The organism is Sphingomonas sp. PEI4 (assembly GCF_056679955.1).
In genome coordinates, this window is sequence record NZ_JBWXPI010000002.1 from 124,805 (window position 1) to 140,693 (window position 15,889).

Below are 15,889 nucleotides of genomic sequence, written 5' to 3' on the forward strand. Positions count from 1 at the left end.
CTGCGCAGCTCCGCGTCTCAATCCGCGAGTGCGGCCGATCGAGCGGCCTCGAAACGTCGCATGTGCTTTCGCGGATACGGCTCACGCTCGTGCCGACGTAGGGGTCGAAAGGACCATGAACAGTGGCCAGACCGGCACAGCGCGGATCGATCGCTCGACCGTCTACCTGTGCCAGAATCGAGCCCCGCTGACGAGCAATCCGCACCGTTCGTCATCCGCGGGCGCCGGCGAATGAGATGGGGCCACCGAGATAGGCAGGGTAGCCGATGCTGGCCACTATGGCGTAGTCGATGAGCCGCCGCTCGGCGGCTGAGCGACCGGTCCCGAACGGCATGACGGCGGCGCTGATCCGTGCAACTGCAGCGCGAGCGGAAGCGCCTTCGGCAGTTTCGATCCAGTAGCCCTCGTGCGTCCGTTGTCGCTTCGGCGCACCAGCGCCGCCGAACCCCGCCGCGGCGAGCGCCTCGGCATCGTCGATGCCCGCGAGTTCGGCGCGCGCCGCTTGAACCGCTTCAGCTATAAAACCGGGCAGCGCGTCCTTGCGTCTCAGCCGGTCATATTCGGTCTTCGCGAGAAACTGCGTCTGGATCATGTCGCGCGCCTCGGGGCGCTGGATGAGTCCGGCGAAGATTGCCATTTCGGTCCGGATCGCGCCGTCGAAAACCTGTGGTAGTCCGAATTCGACGCAATCGAGGATTGCCAGCGGTGCCGGATAATGGCCAAGCGTCGCTGCGAGGACCGCCTTGCGAACCGGGGCGATGCCCGCTCCAATCGCCACCGTCGTGGGAACGTCTCGGTCGTCGCGATCCCAAGGCTGGATCGCCTGCGGATTGCCGAGCAGCCACGCCTCCGCCGCCGCGATCTCCTCGCCAGCGGCGACGACGACATCGACCAGCCCGGCCACTTGGGCCGCGTCGCCCGCCAGCTTCGCGCCATCCAGCAGGATCGGCATCGCCGCTTCAAGTCCGACCAGCCGCGGCAGGCGCTGCGTTCCTCCGCCGCCGGGCAGCAGACCGACGAGCGACTCGGGCAGCCCCATAGCAATCTTGGGATCGTCGACCAGCACGCGGTAATGCGCCGCCATCGCGAACTCGCAGCCGCCACCAAGCGCGAGTCCCGCGATCGCCGCCGCCACCGGCTTGCCGCTGGTCTCCAGCAGGCGCAACGCCGTGCTCAACCGAAAGAAGTGCGCGAACGCGACGTCGAACCGGCGCTGCGGCGGCGCCGCCATGATCATGTCGTAAGCTACGCCGAGTTCGTTCAGGTCGGCGCCAGCGCAGAACGCGTTGGCCTTTCCAGACCGGATCAGCACGCCGGAGACGTCTGCGGTCGTCAGCCAATGCGCAAACGCGCCGATATCGTCGATAGCGGCGTCGGAGAACACGTTCATTGTCCGCCCTGGGCAGTCGAAGATCAGATGGACCAAGCCGTTGTCGGCGAAGTCGAGGCGGAATTGGGTCAGCGTGGGCGCGTCGGTCATACGGGGGCTTTCGGTTGGAACTTGCGGAACTTGCCGGCATCGTCGCGCACCGGCGTGGATTGCAGGGTCAGCGCGCGCGGCCATTTGTCGCGGACGAGCCAGTCGGCGAGGAACGCACGCAGCGCCTCCAGCGTCATCGGCGCTGTGGTCTCCACTACTGCGTGGACGCGCTGGCCGAGATCGGAGTCCTCCTCGCCATAGACGGCGCAGGAGCGCACCTGGGGATGCCGCAGCAGCGCCGCCTCGACCTCGGCTGGCCAGATATTAACGCCGCCCTGGATGATCAGGTCGGTGCGGCGGTCGGCGAGGAACAGGTAGCCATCGGCATCGACATGCCCGCAGTCACCGACCGACTCCCAGCCTTCGGCAGTCGCGCGGCGATCCGCGCCGATATAACGGTAGCTCGACTGGGGCCCGCCTGGCGGCATCGCGAACACCTCGCCGGTTCCACCGGCTCCAACCTCGTTGCCTTCCTCGTCAAGAATGCGGAGCCGCGCACCACCGATCGGTCGTCCGACCGAGCCGGGCCGTTCGAGCCACTCTGTGCCGCCGATCCAGCAGCGCACCAGCCCTTCGGTCGCCCCATAGATTTCCCAGATGTGGTCGGGTCCGCGCCAGTCAATCCACGCGTGTTTCAGCCAGCCTGCCATCGGTGCCGCGGTATGGACGACCATCCGCCAGCCGGAGATGTCATGCGCGTCGCGCACGTTTGCCGGCAGCGTCCATATCCTATGGAGCATCGTGGGCACCATGATTGACCAGGAGACATGCTCACGTTCGATCAGCGCTAGCGCACCTGCAGCGTCGAACCGGTCCATCGTGACGACCGCGCTTCCCTTCCATAGCGCAAAGATAGCGGCGCTGAAGGGGGCGTTGTGATAGAGCGGCCCCGGAACCAATACGATCGCGTCGGCAGGAATGCCGATGAAATCGGTGCTGTCCGGGAAGCCCGCGGGCCGGCCGTCAACAATGACCTTGGGCGTGCCGGTGCTGCCACCGCTCGTGCAGGCCTTCCAGGAGGCAGCGACGTGGTCGAATGCGATCGATGGCGCGTCCGCAACCAGCACGTCCTCGGGCGTCAGGAACAGGCTGGGTTGCATCACCGCGAGGATGGCCTCGCGCTCGAACACGGGCAGCTTGCCCGATATCGGCGCCGGGGTCGCCCCGGCGCGGTAGATGCCGAAGGCGAGCGCAATGAACTCGGGCCCATTGGGTAGCGAGAAGGCGACTAGATCATCCGCGACGACGCCGCGTGCGACGAGCGTGCGCGCCCACGCCGACGATCGCGCATCGAGATCGCCGAACGTCCAGCGCGCGTCGCCGTGGACGAGTGCCAGGCGATTGGGCGGATAGCGCGCGGGAACATTGGCGAGCGGCTGCATCAGAAGCCAACCTTGTCGCCGCCCTTGAGGCTGAGGATCTCTCGGGCCTCATCCGGCGACGCGACTTCCAGTCCCAGCCCCTCGATGATCCGCCGCACCCGCGTCACCTGCGCGGCATTGCTCGGCGCGAGCACGCCCTTGTCTAGCCACAGATTGTCCTCAAGCCCGACGCGGACATGCCCGCCCATCGCCGCCGCCTGCGCTGCGACCTTCATCTGGCTCGCACCCGCCCCGAGCACCGACCAGCGATAGTTGTCGCCGAACAGCCGGTCAGCGGTGCGCTTCATGTGCAGCACCTCTTCCGGATGCGGGCCGATGCCACCGAGCAGCCCGAAGCAGGTCTGGATGAACAAAGGCGCCTGAACGAGGCCCTCGGTCCAGAAATAGTGAAGATTGTGCAGGTGCGAGGTGTCGTAGCATTCAAACTCGTATCGCGCGCCGGTCGCGTTCAACGTGTCTAGCGCGTAGCGGATGTCCTTGAAGCTGTTGCGGAAGACCAGATCGTGGCTGCCCTCCAGCATCGCCGGTTCCCACTCGTGCTTGAAATCCTTGTAGCGCTTCAGCATCGGGAACAGCCCGAAGTTCATGCTGCCCATGTTCAGGCTCGCGACTTCCGGCTTCCAGTGCTCGGCGGGCTTCACGCGCTCCTCGACCGACATGTAAGGCGATCCGCCGGTCGTGAGATTCACGACGACGTCCGACGATTGCTTGATGACCTTCAGAAACGGCTCGAACGCCTCTGGGCTTTGGTCGGGTCGGCCATCCTCGGGGTTGCGCGCATGCAGGTGGACAATCGCCGCGCCGGCCTCGGCCGCGCCGAGTGCGCTCTCGGCAATTTCGGTGGCGGTGACGGGCAGGTGCGGCGACATCGAGGGAGTGTGGATCGATCCGGTGATCGCGCAGCTGATGATTACCTTCGCCATTCGGCATCTCCTAAAGGTTGCGGGCGTAGGCCGCCCAATGTTCAGTAAGTGCATCGCGCATCGCCGGCGCGGCGATCGCGATCAGCGCCTTGGCGCGCGCTTGATGGCCGCGGCCGCGCAGGTCGGCAGCGCCGTGTTCGGTCACGACGACGTCGACGTCCATCCGGCCGAGGGACACCGGCCCCGCCGCCTTGCCTGGCGCGACGATCCGGCTGACGGTGCCCTTGCCAGCGCTCGACGGCAGCGCAACGATGCGGGTGCCGTGGCCGCGCGCTCCGCGCGCATAGTCAGACGCGCCGCCGGGGCCGGACATCAGGCCTTTCGGGGTCAATTCGGCATAAACTTGGCCGAACAAATCGACTTCGATTCCCGAGTTGATCGTAACGAGATTGCCGATGCGGGCGAGTACGTCAGCATTGTGCGTGATCGACACCGGGGCAAAGTTAAACGCCGGATGTCCGAGCGATGCGTATAGACGCGCACTGCCGATCGCAACTCCGACCGTCGCGTCCACCACCGCGCCAGCTTCGACCAGGTCCAGCAGGCCGTCGCCGAGCAGGCCGGTGTGCGCCTTGAGGTCACGCCTTCCGCGAAGCGCACCGAGGACGGCATCGGGAATTTTGCCGAGTCCCGTCTGCACCGTTGCGCCGTCGCGGACGAACGGCGCGACGTGTGCGGCGATCGCACGCGCGACCGCGTCGGGCTCCCCCGCCGACATCCCCGGCAATGCCTGGTCCGCCTCGACATAGGCAGTGAGCGCATCGAACGCGATGCCCGGATCTCCCGGCGTACGGGGCATCGAAGGATTGATGTGCGCGATGCGCACCGGGATTTCGCGCCATAGTTCGGCGACGAACGCGACCTCGGTGCCGAAGCTGCACATCCCGTGCTCGTCCGGTGGCGAGCACATGAAAAGCGCTGCTTGCGGTTTTCGGTGCCGGATCTCCACCAAGACGTCCTGGTAGCAGAGCGGCAGGAACTCCACTCGCTCTCCTTCGGCCCGCAGCTCGGGCGTCAGGAAAAAGGTGAGCACGCGCGAGGCTGGTCCTGCCACCCAGGTTCGCCGGTTCAGGCCGCCGACGAAAATGCCGCAGAACGTCATCGCTCCCAACGCCGCCCCGGCCATCTCCACCGCATCGGCAAGGATCGTGGATTCCGCCGAACAGGCCGAGACCAAGGTCAAACCGTCGGGCGGCAGGACGGCGGGGAGGTCGCAGGGATCGATGCGCTGCGGCATCACCTCTATCCGATCACTTCACGTATTTGTGGAAGTCGGGTTTGCGCTTCTCGGTGAAGGCGTTCACGCCCTCCTTCGACTCCGCAGTGTCGTAGAACAGCTTGACCGCGTTCAGCGCCAGCTGACTGATGCCTCGGATATTCTCGCTGTCCGCGTTGAACGAGCGCTTCGCGAGCGCAAGCGCGGTCGGCGACCGCTCGCCAATTGTTTCCGTCCAAGCGTTGACTGCATCGTCGAGTTCGGCGGCAGGCACGACCTTGTTGACGAGGCCCATCTCCATGGCCTCCTGCGCGGTATACTGCTGGTTGAGGTACCAGATCTCGCGCGCCTTCTTGTCGCCGACATGGCGTGCGAGGAGCGCGGTACCCCAGCCGGCGTCAACCGATCCCACCTTCGGCCCGACCTGACCCATCTTGGCGGTGTCGGCGGCGATGGTCAGGTCGCACAAGGTCGCGAAGACGTTGCCGCCGCCGATCGCGAACCCGTTGACGCGCGCGATCACCGGCTTGGGAATGTCGCGGATAATTGACTGCAACTCGTCGATCGGCAAGCCGACGATGCCGCGCCCGTCATACTGCCCCTCGTGCGCGGACTGGTCGCCGCCGGTGCAGAACGCCTTGTCGCCGGCGCCAGTCAGCACGACCGAAGACACGCCCTTGTCATCGGCGGCCAACTTGAATGCGGCGATCAGTTCCTCAATCGTCTTAGCCCGAAACGCGTTGTACAGCTTGGGACGATTGATGATGATCCAGGCGGCGCGGTTGCGCTTCTCGTAGATCACGTCTTCGAAGGTGGTCGGGTCAATCATTTGAAACTCCTGTTCTCTCGTATGCGATAAATGGCGCTTGAGCGTGCGACGGGCTCACCGTCCACGGTCATGATCGCCTGAGTGAAGAGCATCGTGCGCGTCCGCTTGACCAGCGTCACCGAAGCCTCGACCCAGCCGCCCAACGGGGCAGGCGCAAGGTAGTCGATCGAAAGGTTGATGGTTGGGATGATCTCTCGCCCCTCGCCGAGCACGACGAAATACGCCATCAGCTGAGTGTCCGCGAATGTCGCCATTGCGCCGCCGTGACAGACTCCGAATGGGTTCGTGTGACATTCAGCCACGCGGAATCCCATCCTATGCTCGGTCCGGTCTACATAGACCTTGCCGAATGCTTCGCCGAAACCAGATCCTACATCGAGCAATTCGAAACGTTCGGGCACGACTTCAACCATGGGCTGATCAGATCATGTTCATGCCACCGGCGACCGAGAAGGTCTGGCCGGTGATGAAGCTTGCGTCGTCGGACGCCAGGAAGGCAACGATGCCCGCATAGTCCTCGGGCTCTCCCATGCGCTTCAAGGGAATGCCGCGGACCATAGCGTCCTTCCACTTCACTGCCTGCTCGCCCTCGCCGAGCACGCTGGCCATCATCGGCGTGTTGGTCGGTCCCGGGCAAACGACGTTGAGCAGCACGCCCTTCGACGCGAGTTCACGCGCGACCGACTTGGTGAAGCTGATTAGCCCCCCCTTGCACGCCGAATAGACCGCCTCGTTGCTGGTGCCGACCCGGGCGGCATCCGACGCGATGTTGATGATCCGCCCGGCGCGGCGCTCGACCATCTTGGGCGCGACAGCGGCATGGGTGTGGAGCGGCCCGTAGAGGTTGATGCGGATGATCTTGTCCCACAGCGTCTTATCGGTGCTAAGGAACGGCGCGGGCTGATCCCAGCCGGCGTTGTTGACCAGCGTCCAGATCGGGCCAAGTTCGGCTTCGACCTGGTCGACTGCGGCGTTCACCGCGTCTTGATCCCCGACGTCGAGAGCGTAGGTCTTCATGGTAGCGCCCGCGCCCGCAAGCCCAGCGGTCTCCTCGCCTGCCTCGGGCTTCAGGTCGAAAATTGCGACTTTCGCGCCCTCCTCGGCCAGTCGCAGCGACAATGCGCGGCCGATACCCTGTCCGCCGCCGGTGACGATCGCCACCTTGCCTTCTAATCCACGCAACGCAATTCTCCTTAGTCTTCGAGTTCGTCGCTGCCCGCCATGGCGCGCAGCGTCTTCTTGATCTGAAGCATTGTCTCGACGGTCCCGATCAGCGCACCGTCGTCGATGTCGGCGATGATCTCCTGCTCGACCTCCTGGATGTTCGTCCGGATGGTGCCGAGAAACCTCGTGCCTGCCGATGTAAGATAGACGCGCTTGATCCGACCATCGCGCTGGTCGGCGCGCCGCTCGACGAAGCCCGAGGACTCCATCCGGTCGAGCAGGCCACCGATCGCGACCTTGGTAAGATCGAGGTCGGCAGCGAGCGCAGTCTGCGTCATCCCGTCGCGGCGTCCGAGGAACGAAAGCACCCACCACTGTGAGCGCGTGATGCCCACGGGCTTCAGCGCGCGATCGATGACGACCCTGCGCAGGCGGGAGACGTCGTGGATTAGGAAGCCGAGACGGACGCTGGTCGTGAAATCTTTGGGCACGGGGACACCTGCAACGGTTGGATCTCTCCAGCCGGTATCGGAATTCGGTCGCGTCCGCGCCAACATATTCACGATCAGGCGGCCTTGCGCGGCTTCAGCCGGCCCTTGAACATCTCTCGCGAGATGATCGTCTTCATTATTTCGATCGATCCCCCGGCGATCTTGACGATCCGCGCATCGGCATAGGCGCGCGCGATCGGGTATTCCCACATGTAGCCCCAGCCGCCAAATAGCTGAAGGCACTTGTCCGCGGTCTCGCAGTGGAGTTCTGCCGTAGTCATCTTGGCCATCGCCGCCGTGACCGCGTCGAGCTTGCCGGCCATGAACAGCTCGATGCACTTGTCCGTAAAGACGCGCGCCATGACGCTGCGCGCCTTCAGGTCGGCAAGAACGAACTGGGTGTTCTGGAAATCGGCGATCGACTGGCCGAATGCCATCCGCTCGGCGGTGTAGTCGACCGTCCACTCGATCATCACCTCGATTACCGTCGCCGACCGCACCGCCTGGGCAAGCCGCTCCTGGGACAGCTTGGTCATCATTAGCGCGAAGCCGTTGCCCTCCTCGCCCAGCATAGCGGAAGCGGGGATCCGCATGTCCTCGAAGAACAGCTCCGACGTGTCCTGCGCCTTCATTCCCAGCTTATCGAGGTTCTTGCCGCGATTGAAGCCGGGGGTTTTGGCGTCGACCAGGAACAGCGACACGCCCTTTGCGCCCGCAGCGCTGTCGGTCTTGGTCGCCAGAACGATCACATCACACATCTGGCCGTTCGAGATGAACACCTTTTGCCCGTTGACGATGAAGTCGGCATCGTTGTCGCCGGTCGCGGCGTTCGAATCACGCACCGCGCGGGTGCGCACCGCCTTCAGATCACTGCCCGCGTGCGGTTCGGTCATACCGAGCGAGCCGATCGCCTCGCCGCGCACCATTCTCGGCAGCCATTCGCGCTTCTGCTCGTCGCTGCCGAAGGTCAAGATGTACGTCGCGACTAGATCGGTGTGGATCAGGAAGCCGGGACCGCTGGCGCCCACACGCCACAGCTCTTCGTAAACAACCACGTCGAACAGATAGTCGAGCCCGAGCCCGCCATACTCCTCCGGCACGGTGCAGCCGAGCAGCCCCGCCTCGCCCGCCTTGAGCCAGAGCTCACGCGGCACGATGCCGTCCTCCTCCCACTGCGCATGGAATGGGACGATCTCCTTCTCCACGAACCTGCGGACGGTCTCCCGCCACATCTCGTGTTCTTCGGTGAAGATGCTACGTTCAATCATATCACACTCCCGCGTGCACGCCGTAACCGGCCGAGGGAGGCGATGCGGTCGAGCTCAGCAGCTCCAGAGAATTCAGTGTTGTCCACAGGCCCCTCCGATGTGGATCGTTAAATCACGATCTCACCAATAGTGAACCTGTTTACAAGTCGCGGCGTTCCTGTCAACAATGCGCCGTCAGAATAAGCGAAAAGGCGAGGATGCAGGACAGATTCATTTCGGAGATCGGCGGCTACCTGCCGATCCTGCGGCTCGACCGCGCAGCAGCCGCCAAGGCGCTGAAGTTCTCGGGGTTGGGCGCGCGCGGTGCAGGTCGCCGTGCCGTTGCCGGCTGGGACGAGGACGCGCTGACGCTGGCGGTGGAGGCCGCGCGCGCGCTGACGCCGGCCGAGCGCTTCGTGTTCGCCTCCACCTCGGCGCCGTTCTTCGACCGGTCGCAAGCGACGCTCGCCGCGTCCGCGCTGGGCCTGCCTGACACGCTGCGCACCAACGACGTATCGGGCTCGCGGCGCTGTGCGGTGAGCGCGCTGCTCGATGCGCTGCTCGGTTCGGGCGAGGCGATCGTCGCGGCGGGCGAGCGGCGCCCGACCCGACCCGGCAGCGCGCAACAGCTGTCCTATGGCGACGGCGGCGCGGCGGTCCGCGTCGGCGACAGCGGGGGCGCGAAGCTGATCGGCCATGCCAGCGTGTCGCACGACTTGCTCGACAGCTACACCTCGCGCGAATCGCCGACGCCGTACGTTTATGAGGAGCGCTTCGTCCGCGAGACCGCAGGCGGCCATGTCATCGTCCCCGCGATCCGTGCCGCACTCGCCGCTGCAGGGATCGAGGGCGCGGCAGTGACGCACGCCGCCGTCCACGAGCCGCTGGCGAACATGTGGCGCGACATCGCCAAGCCGCTCGGGATCACGGTCGCCAACCAGGCCGAGATGCTGACCGCGAACGCCGGCGATCTCGGCGCGGCGCACGCGATCTATGCGCTGGCGCTCGCCTTCGCCGTCGCGAAACCTAGCGACATCGTCCTCGTGGCCGGATTCGGGTCGGGCTGCGACGCGCTGCTGTTCGAGATGACCGGCCCGGTGCCCGGCGCGGACGGCGCCGCGGCGATGCTAGCGCACGGGCTAGCGACGCAGGATTATGTCCGCTTCCTGTCGCTGAGCGGCAGCCTCGATCTCGATTTCGGCGTGCGCGCCGAATTCGAACAGAAGGCGCAAGGGACGGTCGTCGAGCGCCACGGGCGAGACACGATCGGCTTCGTCGGGGGCCGCGACAGCACCGGCAACGTCCAGTTTCCCAAGAGCAACATCCCCGTCCGGCCCGGCTTCAACGCGCCCGAGGCGCTCGTCGACGTCCGTCTTGCCGATTGCCCCGCCAAGGTCGCGTCGGTCACCGCGGATCGGCTCAACTATTCGCCGGACCCGCCCTTCTGGTTCGGCCTCGTCCAGTTCGACAACGGCGCGCGCGTGCTGATGGAGATGACCGACGCGAACACCGAGGGTTTCGCGGTCGGCGATCGACTGGCGATGCGGTTGCGGATCAAGTCGGTCGATCGGCGACGGGGGTTTCGCACCTATTTCTGGAAGGCCGTGCCGGCAGCACGTCCTTCGCTGGAGAACTGACATGGCAACCGGAATCAAGGATCGCGTCGCGATCATCGGCATGGGCTGCACGCAGTTCGGCGAGCGCTGGGACAAGGGTGCCGACGACTTGATGGTCGAGGCGTTCGAAGAGGCGATCGCCGACGCAGGGATCGACCGCAGCCAAATCGAGGCTGCGTGGATGGGCAATGCGCTCGACAGCATCAATGTCGGCAACAGCGCGCTGCCGCTCGCGCACGCGCTCCGGCTCCAGACGATCCCCGTCTCGCGCGTCGAGAACATGTGCGCGACCGGAACCGAGGCGTTGCGCGCCGCGACCTATGCCGTCGCCTCGGGCGCGGTCGACTTCGCGCTCGCGCTCGGCGTCGAGAAGCTCAAGGACACCGGCTATGGCGGACTTCCGACCATGACCAAGGGCCTCGCGAACGACCTGTGGATGCCCTACGGATCGTCGCCGGGCACCTTCGCACAACTCGCAGGCGCCTATACCGCGCGCCACGGCGTCGATGCCGCAGACCTGAAGCGCGCGATGGGCCATGTGTCGTGGAAGAGCCACCAGAACGGCGCGCTCAACCCCAAGGCGCATCTGCGCAAGCCGATCGACATGGAAAAGATTCTCGCCGCGCCGATGATCGCCGATCCGCTCGGGCTGTTCGACTGCTGCGGCGTGTCCGACGGCGCCGCCTGCGCGATCGTCACCACGCCAGAGATCGCAAAGTCGCTGGGCCGCGCTAACCCCGTCACGGTAAAGGCGATCCAGCTGTCGGCTAGCAACGGCTGGGAGATGCAATACGGCGAATGGGACGGCGCGTCGGTGCGCAACACGCAGGTCGCCTCGCGGCGCGCTTATGCCGAGGCTGGAATCAACGCGCGCACAGACCTTTCCGTGACGGAGGTGCACGACTGCTTCTCAATCACCGAACTGGTGACGATGGAGGATCTCGGCCTCTCGGACGAGGGTCGTGCCCTGTTCGACGTTCTCGACGGCGACTACGACGCCGGCGGCCGCATTCCCTGCCAGATCGACGGTGGCCTCAAATGCTTCGGCCATCCGGTCGGCGCGTCAGGGCTTCGCATGGCGTACGAGGTCTACACCCAACTCGAGGGCCGCGCTGGCGCAAGACAGCGGCAGAACATGGATTTCGGGCTGACCCACAATCTCGGCGGCTCGCCGTTCAACAGCGTCGCCGCTGTCTCGATCCTCGGCCGTCTTAACTAAGGAAGCGTCACGTGGCAGGGCTGTATTTCGAAGATTTCACCATCGGGCGCGTCTTCACGCACGAGATCCGCCGCACCGTCACCGACATGGACAACATGCTGTTCTCGTCGCTGACCTATAATCCGGCGGCGATCCACATCGACCATGATTACTGCGCGAAGACCGAATTTGGCAAACCGCTGATGAATTCGATCTTCACATTGGGCCTCGTCATCGGACTGAGCGTGCAGGAAACGACGTTCGGCACCACGGTCGCCAATTTAGGCATGACCGACACGGTGTTCCCGAAACCCGTGTTCGCGGGCGACACGATCCGCTCGCAGACCACCGTCGTGGACCTGCGTCCGTCCAAGTCGCGCCCGGGCCAGGGCATCGTCACGTTTGAGCATGTCGGACTCAACCAGCGCGACGAGATCGTCTGCAAAACCACGCGCGCCGCGCTGATGCTGGCGAAGCCGGCATGAGGCTGCGCTCGCTCCTCTTCGTGCCGGGCGACAGCGAACGCAAGTACGCCAAGGCGGCAGGTGTCGGTGCCGATGTGCTGATCCTCGACCTGGAGGACTCCGTAGCGCCCTCGCAGAAGGACGCGGCGCGGACGATGGTCGCGGGGCTGCTCGACGACGTTGCACCTCGCGGATGGGCGTTCTTCGTCCGGGTCAACCCGTTCGACACCGGTCTGACACTCGCCGATCTCGCGGCGGTGGTGAAGCCCGGACTCGACGGCGTGCTCGTCCCGAAGGCCAACGGCGCGCACGACATTGATCGCATCGGCCACTATCTCGACGCGCTCGAGCAAAAGGCGGGGCTGCCGGTCGGCACCGTCAAGATCGCGGTGGTCGCGACCGAGACCCCAGCGGCGATGTTCGCGCTGGGCAGCTATGCGCCCGCGCATCCGCGGCTGGTCGGGCTGACCTGGGGGGCGGAGGACCTTGGCGCAGCGATCGGCGCGACCGGCAACAAGGATGCCGCCGGCGCTTGGACCTTCCCCTACCAGGTCGCTCGCGCGCAGTGCCTCTACGCCGCCGCAGGCGCAGGAGTGGGACCGATCGACACGCTATTCGCCGACTTCCGCGATGCGGAAGGGCTGGAGCGATCCTGCTGCGAAGCTCGCCGCGACGGGTTCATCGGGCGGATCGCGATCCACCCCGATCAGGTCGCCACGATCAACCGCTGCTTCAGCCCCTCCGACGAGGAACTGGCCGACGCGCGGAAGATCGTGGCCGCATTCGCCGCATCTCCCCAAGCCGGCACGCTCGGCATCGACGGAAAGATGTACGACATCCCCCACCTCAAGACCGCCCAGCGCACACTCGCCGCAGTCGGAGACCCAACATGAACCAGACACGGGCCCTGCCCACCGAAGACGACCTCGACACCATTCGCGAAGGCGTACGCGCCGTCTGCAAGCCATTCGGCGACGAATATTGGCTTGATCGCGACGACACCGGCGAATTTCCCAAGGATTTCCACCGTGCGATGGCCGATGCCGGCTGGCTCGGCATCACCATGCCGGAGGAGTACGGCGGCTCCGGACTAGGCGTGACGGAGGCGATGACCATGATGAACGAGGTCGCCGCATCGGGTGGCGGGTTCGCGGCGGCGTCCACGATCCACATCAACCTGTTCGGTCCGCACCCGATCGTCGTGAAGGGTACGCCGGAGCAGAAGGCGCGCTGGGTGCCACGGCTCGTGTCGGGCGAAGACCAGTGCTGCTTCGGCTTCACCGAACCTGATGCAGGGCTCAACACCACGCGCATTAAGACCTTCGCGCAGAAGGTACCGGGCGGCTACGTCGTCAACGGCCAGAAGGTCTGGACCTCGACTGCGCAGGTCGCCAACAAGATCATGCTGCTGACGCGCACCACGAAATTCGAGGATTGCGCGAAGCCGACCGACGGCATCACGATCTTCTACACCGATCTCGACCGATCGAAGATCGACGTGCATCTGATCCCGAAGATGGGCCGCAAAGCGGTAGACTCCAATGCCATCTTTATCGACGGTCTGTTTATCCCCGACGAGGATCGCATTGGCGAGGAGGGCAAGGGCTTTGGCTACATCCTCCACAGCCTCAATCCCGAGCGAATACTGATCGGCGCCGAGGCGATCGGCATCGGACGCGACGCCCTGCGCCGCGCGACGGCCTATGCCAAGGAGCGCGTCGTGTTCGACCGCCCGATCGGCCAGAACCAGGGCATCCAGCATCCGCTGGCCGAGCGCTGGATGTACCTCGAAAGTGCTTGGCTGATGGTCCAGAAGGCTGCCGCACTCTACGATCAAGGTTTGCCGTGCGGTGCGGAAGCGAACAGCGCTAAATTCCTCGCCGCGCGGGCCTGCCACGATGCCGCTTGGCAGGCGGTCGCGACGCATGGCGGCTTCGGCTACGCCAAGGAATATCATGTCGAGCGACTCTATCGCGAATCCGCGCTCACCCGCCTCGCACCGATCACCGAACAGCTGATCATGAGCTTCATCGCCGAGAAGGTCCTCGGCCTGCCGAAGAGTTACTGATATGGGAATGATGCAAGGCAAGGTCGCGCTGGTTACCGGCGCGGGACGCGGCGTCGGGCGCGGCATCGCACTCGAACTGGCAAAGGCCGGCGCAGCGGTCGTCGTCAATGATCTTGGCGTCTCGCTGACCGGCGATGAGGGCGCCGACGAAGGTTCACCCGCCGAACAGGTCGTGGCGGAAATCGTCGCCGGTGGCGGCAAGGCGGTGGCCAATCACGACAGCGTAGCCGACTGGGCCGGCGCTTGCGCGATGGTGAGGGCGGGCGTCGTCAGTTTCGGGCGCATTGACGCGGTCGTGAACAACGCCGGAAACCTGCGGGACGTGCTGTTCCACAAAATGAGCCCGGACGACTTCGACGCGGTACTCGCGGTCCACCTCAAGGGCAGCTTCAACACGTCCCGTGCCGCCGCGCCTTTCTTCAAGGAACAGGGTTCGGGCGCCTTCGTGCACATGACTTCGACCTCGGGGCTCATCGGGAACCTTGGCCAGGCCAACTACGCCGCTGCCAAAATGGGCATCGTAGGTCTGTCCAAGTCGATAGCGATCGACATGCAGCGCTTCGGCATCCGCTCCAACGCTGTCGCGCCGTTCGCCTGGACGCGGATGGTGAGCTCGATCCCGAACGAGACGCCCGAGCAGCAGAAGCGCGTCGAGGGTCTCAAGAAGCTCGTCGCCGAAAAGATCGCTCCGTTCGTCGTCGCCTTGTGCGCGGACGCGGGCGCCAAGGTGACGGGCCAGATCTTCGGCGTGCGCAACAACGAGATATACCTCTTCTCGCAGCCGCGCCCGATCCGCACGGCGCACACCGCAGATGGCTGGACACCCGAGACCGTCGCCGAGCGCGTGTTCGACCAGTTCGCAAACGACTTCTACCCGCTGCAAAAATCGGGCGACGTCTTCACCTGGGATCCGGTGTGATCGACGCAGCCGCCCTGCTAGCGCATGATTTCGGCGCGGTCCGGCAGAGCTGGGAGCCGCGCGATGCGATCCTCTACGCGCTCGGCGTCGGGCTCGGGTCCGACCCGCTGGACGAAGCCGATCTCCTATTTCTGGACGAGACGCGTCTGTCCGTACTGCCGAGCTTCGCGGTGACGCTGGCGTCGCCCGGCATGTGGATTCGCGACCCGCGCTTCGGCGTGGATTTCGCAAAGCTCGTGCACAGTGCGCAGGCGGCGACGTATCACGCGCCGCTGCCTGCGACCGGGGAAATCGTGGGGACGGCTCGAGTCGCCTCGCTCACCGATCGAGGTGAGGGCCGCGGCGCCGAACTCGTGGTCGAACGCACGATCGCCGACGCGGTCGACGGCCGCGTCTATTGCACGCTGCGCCAGACGCTGTTGCTGCGCGGCGACGGCGGCTTCGGCGGTCCACCCGCCGAACGGACGAGCGTCGCGGTGCCGGACCTTGCGCCCAATTACATCGCGAGCGTGGCTCTCTCGGAGCGCGCTGCGCTGATCTATCGCCTGTCGGGCGACTGGAACCCGCTGCACATCGATCCCGCAGCGGCACGCGCCGCCGGCTTCGAGCGACCGATCATGCATGGCCTCGGCGTATACGGTGCGGTAGCCGCTGCGGCATGTCGTGCCGTCGGCGCTTCGCCGACCGACTTGCTCCGACTGACCTGCCGCTTCGCTGGGGTCGTCATGCCCGGCGAGACGATCGACCTCGCACTGTGGCAGATGGCCGCTGGCTATTCCTTCGCCGCATCATCTGGCGCACGTCGCGTGCTCGACTCCGGGTTTTTGGAACTAAGGTAACTACGCCCGCAGGGTTTGAGACATTCTGCGACCATGCGTTCACCTTCTGGTGC

General features: G+C 65.3%; 16 protein-coding genes. 7 read left to right on the forward strand and 9 right to left on the reverse strand.

Annotated elements, in window-relative coordinates; all coding sequences use genetic code 11:
• Window positions 1–211: 211 nt before the first annotated feature.
• From AC1MLZ_RS19700 to AC1MLZ_RS19740, 9 genes are all read right to left on the reverse strand, one after another.
• Window positions 212–1,480: an enoyl-CoA hydratase-related protein gene (locus AC1MLZ_RS19700; protein ID WP_480961690.1), complete on the reverse strand. Its 1,269-nt coding sequence runs from the start codon at window positions 1,478–1,480 to the stop codon at window positions 212–214.
• Window positions 1,477–2,862: an AMP-binding protein gene (locus AC1MLZ_RS19705; RefSeq protein ID WP_480961691.1), complete on the reverse strand. Its 1,386-nt coding sequence runs from the start codon at window positions 2,860–2,862 to the stop codon at window positions 1,477–1,479. The genes AC1MLZ_RS19700 and AC1MLZ_RS19705 overlap by 4 nt, the downstream gene beginning before the upstream one ends.
• A complete protein-coding gene (gene kce, locus AC1MLZ_RS19710) occupies window positions 2,862–3,785 on the reverse strand; it encodes a 3,5-dioxohexanoate:acetyl-CoA acetone transferase (RefSeq protein WP_480961692.1) in 924 nt (307 codons plus the stop codon). Before kce ends, AC1MLZ_RS19705 begins: the two co-directional genes overlap by 1 nt.
• Window positions 3,786–3,795: 10 nt before the next feature.
• Entirely contained in the window at window positions 3,796–5,022 is a 1,227-nt protein-coding gene (locus tag AC1MLZ_RS19715) for an acetyl-CoA hydrolase/transferase family protein (RefSeq protein ID WP_480961693.1), read from the reverse strand.
• Window positions 5,023–5,035: 13 nt separating this feature from the next.
• The gene (locus AC1MLZ_RS19720) at window positions 5,036–5,830 is read right to left on the reverse strand and encodes an enoyl-CoA hydratase-related protein (RefSeq protein WP_480961694.1); all 795 of its coding nucleotides are present in this window, start codon (window positions 5,828–5,830) and stop codon (window positions 5,036–5,038) included.
• On the reverse strand, window positions 5,827–6,243 hold the full coding sequence (locus tag AC1MLZ_RS19725; RefSeq protein WP_480961695.1) for a PaaI family thioesterase: 417 nt from the start codon (window positions 6,241–6,243) through the stop codon (window positions 5,827–5,829). The genes AC1MLZ_RS19720 and AC1MLZ_RS19725 overlap by 4 nt, the downstream gene beginning before the upstream one ends.
• A gap of 7 nt (window positions 6,244–6,250) precedes the next feature.
• Window positions 6,251–7,012 carry a glucose 1-dehydrogenase gene (locus AC1MLZ_RS19730; protein WP_480961696.1) on the reverse strand — a complete coding sequence of 254 codons (762 nt, stop codon included), beginning with the start codon at window positions 7,010–7,012 and terminating at the stop codon, window positions 6,251–6,253.
• A gap of 11 nt (window positions 7,013–7,023) precedes the next feature.
• On the reverse strand, window positions 7,024–7,485 hold the full coding sequence (locus tag AC1MLZ_RS19735; RefSeq protein WP_480961697.1) for a MarR family winged helix-turn-helix transcriptional regulator: 462 nt from the start codon (window positions 7,483–7,485) through the stop codon (window positions 7,024–7,026).
• Between the two features lie 74 nt (window positions 7,486–7,559).
• Window positions 7,560–8,753 carry an acyl-CoA dehydrogenase family protein gene (locus tag AC1MLZ_RS19740; protein ID WP_480961698.1) on the reverse strand — a complete coding sequence of 398 codons (1,194 nt, stop codon included), beginning with the start codon at window positions 8,751–8,753 and terminating at the stop codon, window positions 7,560–7,562.
• A gap of 197 nt (window positions 8,754–8,950) precedes the next feature.
• Here AC1MLZ_RS19740 and AC1MLZ_RS19745 point away from each other — a divergent pair, with 197 nt between their 5' ends.
• Genes AC1MLZ_RS19745 through AC1MLZ_RS19775 form a run of 7 tightly spaced genes read left to right on the forward strand, consistent with a single transcriptional unit; the run spans window position 8,951 to window position 15,836 of the window.
• The gene (locus AC1MLZ_RS19745) at window positions 8,951–10,369 is read left to right on the forward strand and encodes a hypothetical protein (protein WP_480961699.1); all 1,419 of its coding nucleotides are present in this window, start codon (window positions 8,951–8,953) and stop codon (window positions 10,367–10,369) included.
• A 1-nt stretch (window position 10,370) separates the two neighbouring features.
• Entirely contained in the window at window positions 10,371–11,567 is a 1,197-nt protein-coding gene (locus AC1MLZ_RS19750) for an acetyl-CoA acetyltransferase (protein WP_480961700.1), read from the forward strand.
• An 11-nt stretch (window positions 11,568–11,578) separates the two neighbouring features.
• Window positions 11,579–12,031, forward strand: coding sequence for a MaoC family dehydratase (locus AC1MLZ_RS19755; protein WP_480961701.1), 453 nt, complete (start codon window positions 11,579–11,581; stop codon window positions 12,029–12,031).
• Window positions 12,028–12,903: an HpcH/HpaI aldolase/citrate lyase family protein gene (locus AC1MLZ_RS19760; protein WP_480961702.1), complete on the forward strand. Its 876-nt coding sequence runs from the start codon at window positions 12,028–12,030 to the stop codon at window positions 12,901–12,903. The genes AC1MLZ_RS19755 and AC1MLZ_RS19760 overlap by 4 nt, the downstream gene beginning before the upstream one ends.
• Entirely contained in the window at window positions 12,900–14,078 is a 1,179-nt protein-coding gene (locus AC1MLZ_RS19765; protein ID WP_480961703.1) for an acyl-CoA dehydrogenase family protein, read from the forward strand. The genes AC1MLZ_RS19760 and AC1MLZ_RS19765 overlap by 4 nt, the downstream gene beginning before the upstream one ends.
• Before the next feature lies 1 nt (window position 14,079).
• Window positions 14,080–14,997: an SDR family NAD(P)-dependent oxidoreductase gene (locus AC1MLZ_RS19770; protein WP_480961704.1), complete on the forward strand. Its 918-nt coding sequence runs from the start codon at window positions 14,080–14,082 to the stop codon at window positions 14,995–14,997.
• The gene (locus AC1MLZ_RS19775; protein WP_480961705.1) at window positions 14,994–15,836 is read left to right on the forward strand and encodes a MaoC/PaaZ C-terminal domain-containing protein; all 843 of its coding nucleotides are present in this window, start codon (window positions 14,994–14,996) and stop codon (window positions 15,834–15,836) included. Before AC1MLZ_RS19770 ends, AC1MLZ_RS19775 begins: the two co-directional genes overlap by 4 nt.
• Window positions 15,837–15,889 lie beyond the last annotated feature (53 nt).

What these genes read in the sequence shown, in the direction of transcription:
- AC1MLZ_RS19715 (WP_480961693.1), bottom strand. Translation starts at nt 5,022, where the DNA reads ATGCCGCAGCGCATCGATCCCTGCGACCTCCCCGCCGTCCTGCCGCCC.
- kce (WP_480961692.1), bottom strand. Translation starts at nt 3,785, where the DNA reads ATGGCGAAGGTAATCATCAGCTGCGCGATCACCGGATCGATCCACACT.
- AC1MLZ_RS19750 (WP_480961700.1), top strand. Translation starts at nt 10,371, where the DNA reads ATGGCAACCGGAATCAAGGATCGCGTCGCGATCATCGGCATGGGCTGC.
- AC1MLZ_RS19765 (WP_480961703.1), top strand. Translation starts at nt 12,900, where the DNA reads ATGAACCAGACACGGGCCCTGCCCACCGAAGACGACCTCGACACCATT.
- AC1MLZ_RS19700 (WP_480961690.1), bottom strand. Translation starts at nt 1,480, where the DNA reads ATGACCGACGCGCCCACGCTGACCCAATTCCGCCTCGACTTCGCCGAC.
- AC1MLZ_RS19740 (WP_480961698.1), bottom strand. Translation starts at nt 8,753, where the DNA reads ATGATTGAACGTAGCATCTTCACCGAAGAACACGAGATGTGGCGGGAG.
- AC1MLZ_RS19725 (WP_480961695.1), bottom strand. Translation starts at nt 6,243, where the DNA reads ATGGTTGAAGTCGTGCCCGAACGTTTCGAATTGCTCGATGTAGGATCT.
- AC1MLZ_RS19720 (WP_480961694.1), bottom strand. Translation starts at nt 5,830, where the DNA reads ATGATTGACCCGACCACCTTCGAAGACGTGATCTACGAGAAGCGCAAC.
- AC1MLZ_RS19705 (WP_480961691.1), bottom strand. Translation starts at nt 2,862, where the DNA reads ATGCAGCCGCTCGCCAATGTTCCCGCGCGCTATCCGCCCAATCGCCTG.
- AC1MLZ_RS19770 (WP_480961704.1), top strand. Translation starts at nt 14,080, where the DNA reads ATGGGAATGATGCAAGGCAAGGTCGCGCTGGTTACCGGCGCGGGACGC.
- AC1MLZ_RS19760 (WP_480961702.1), top strand. Translation starts at nt 12,028, where the DNA reads ATGAGGCTGCGCTCGCTCCTCTTCGTGCCGGGCGACAGCGAACGCAAG.
- AC1MLZ_RS19745 (WP_480961699.1), top strand. Translation starts at nt 8,951, where the DNA reads ATGCAGGACAGATTCATTTCGGAGATCGGCGGCTACCTGCCGATCCTG.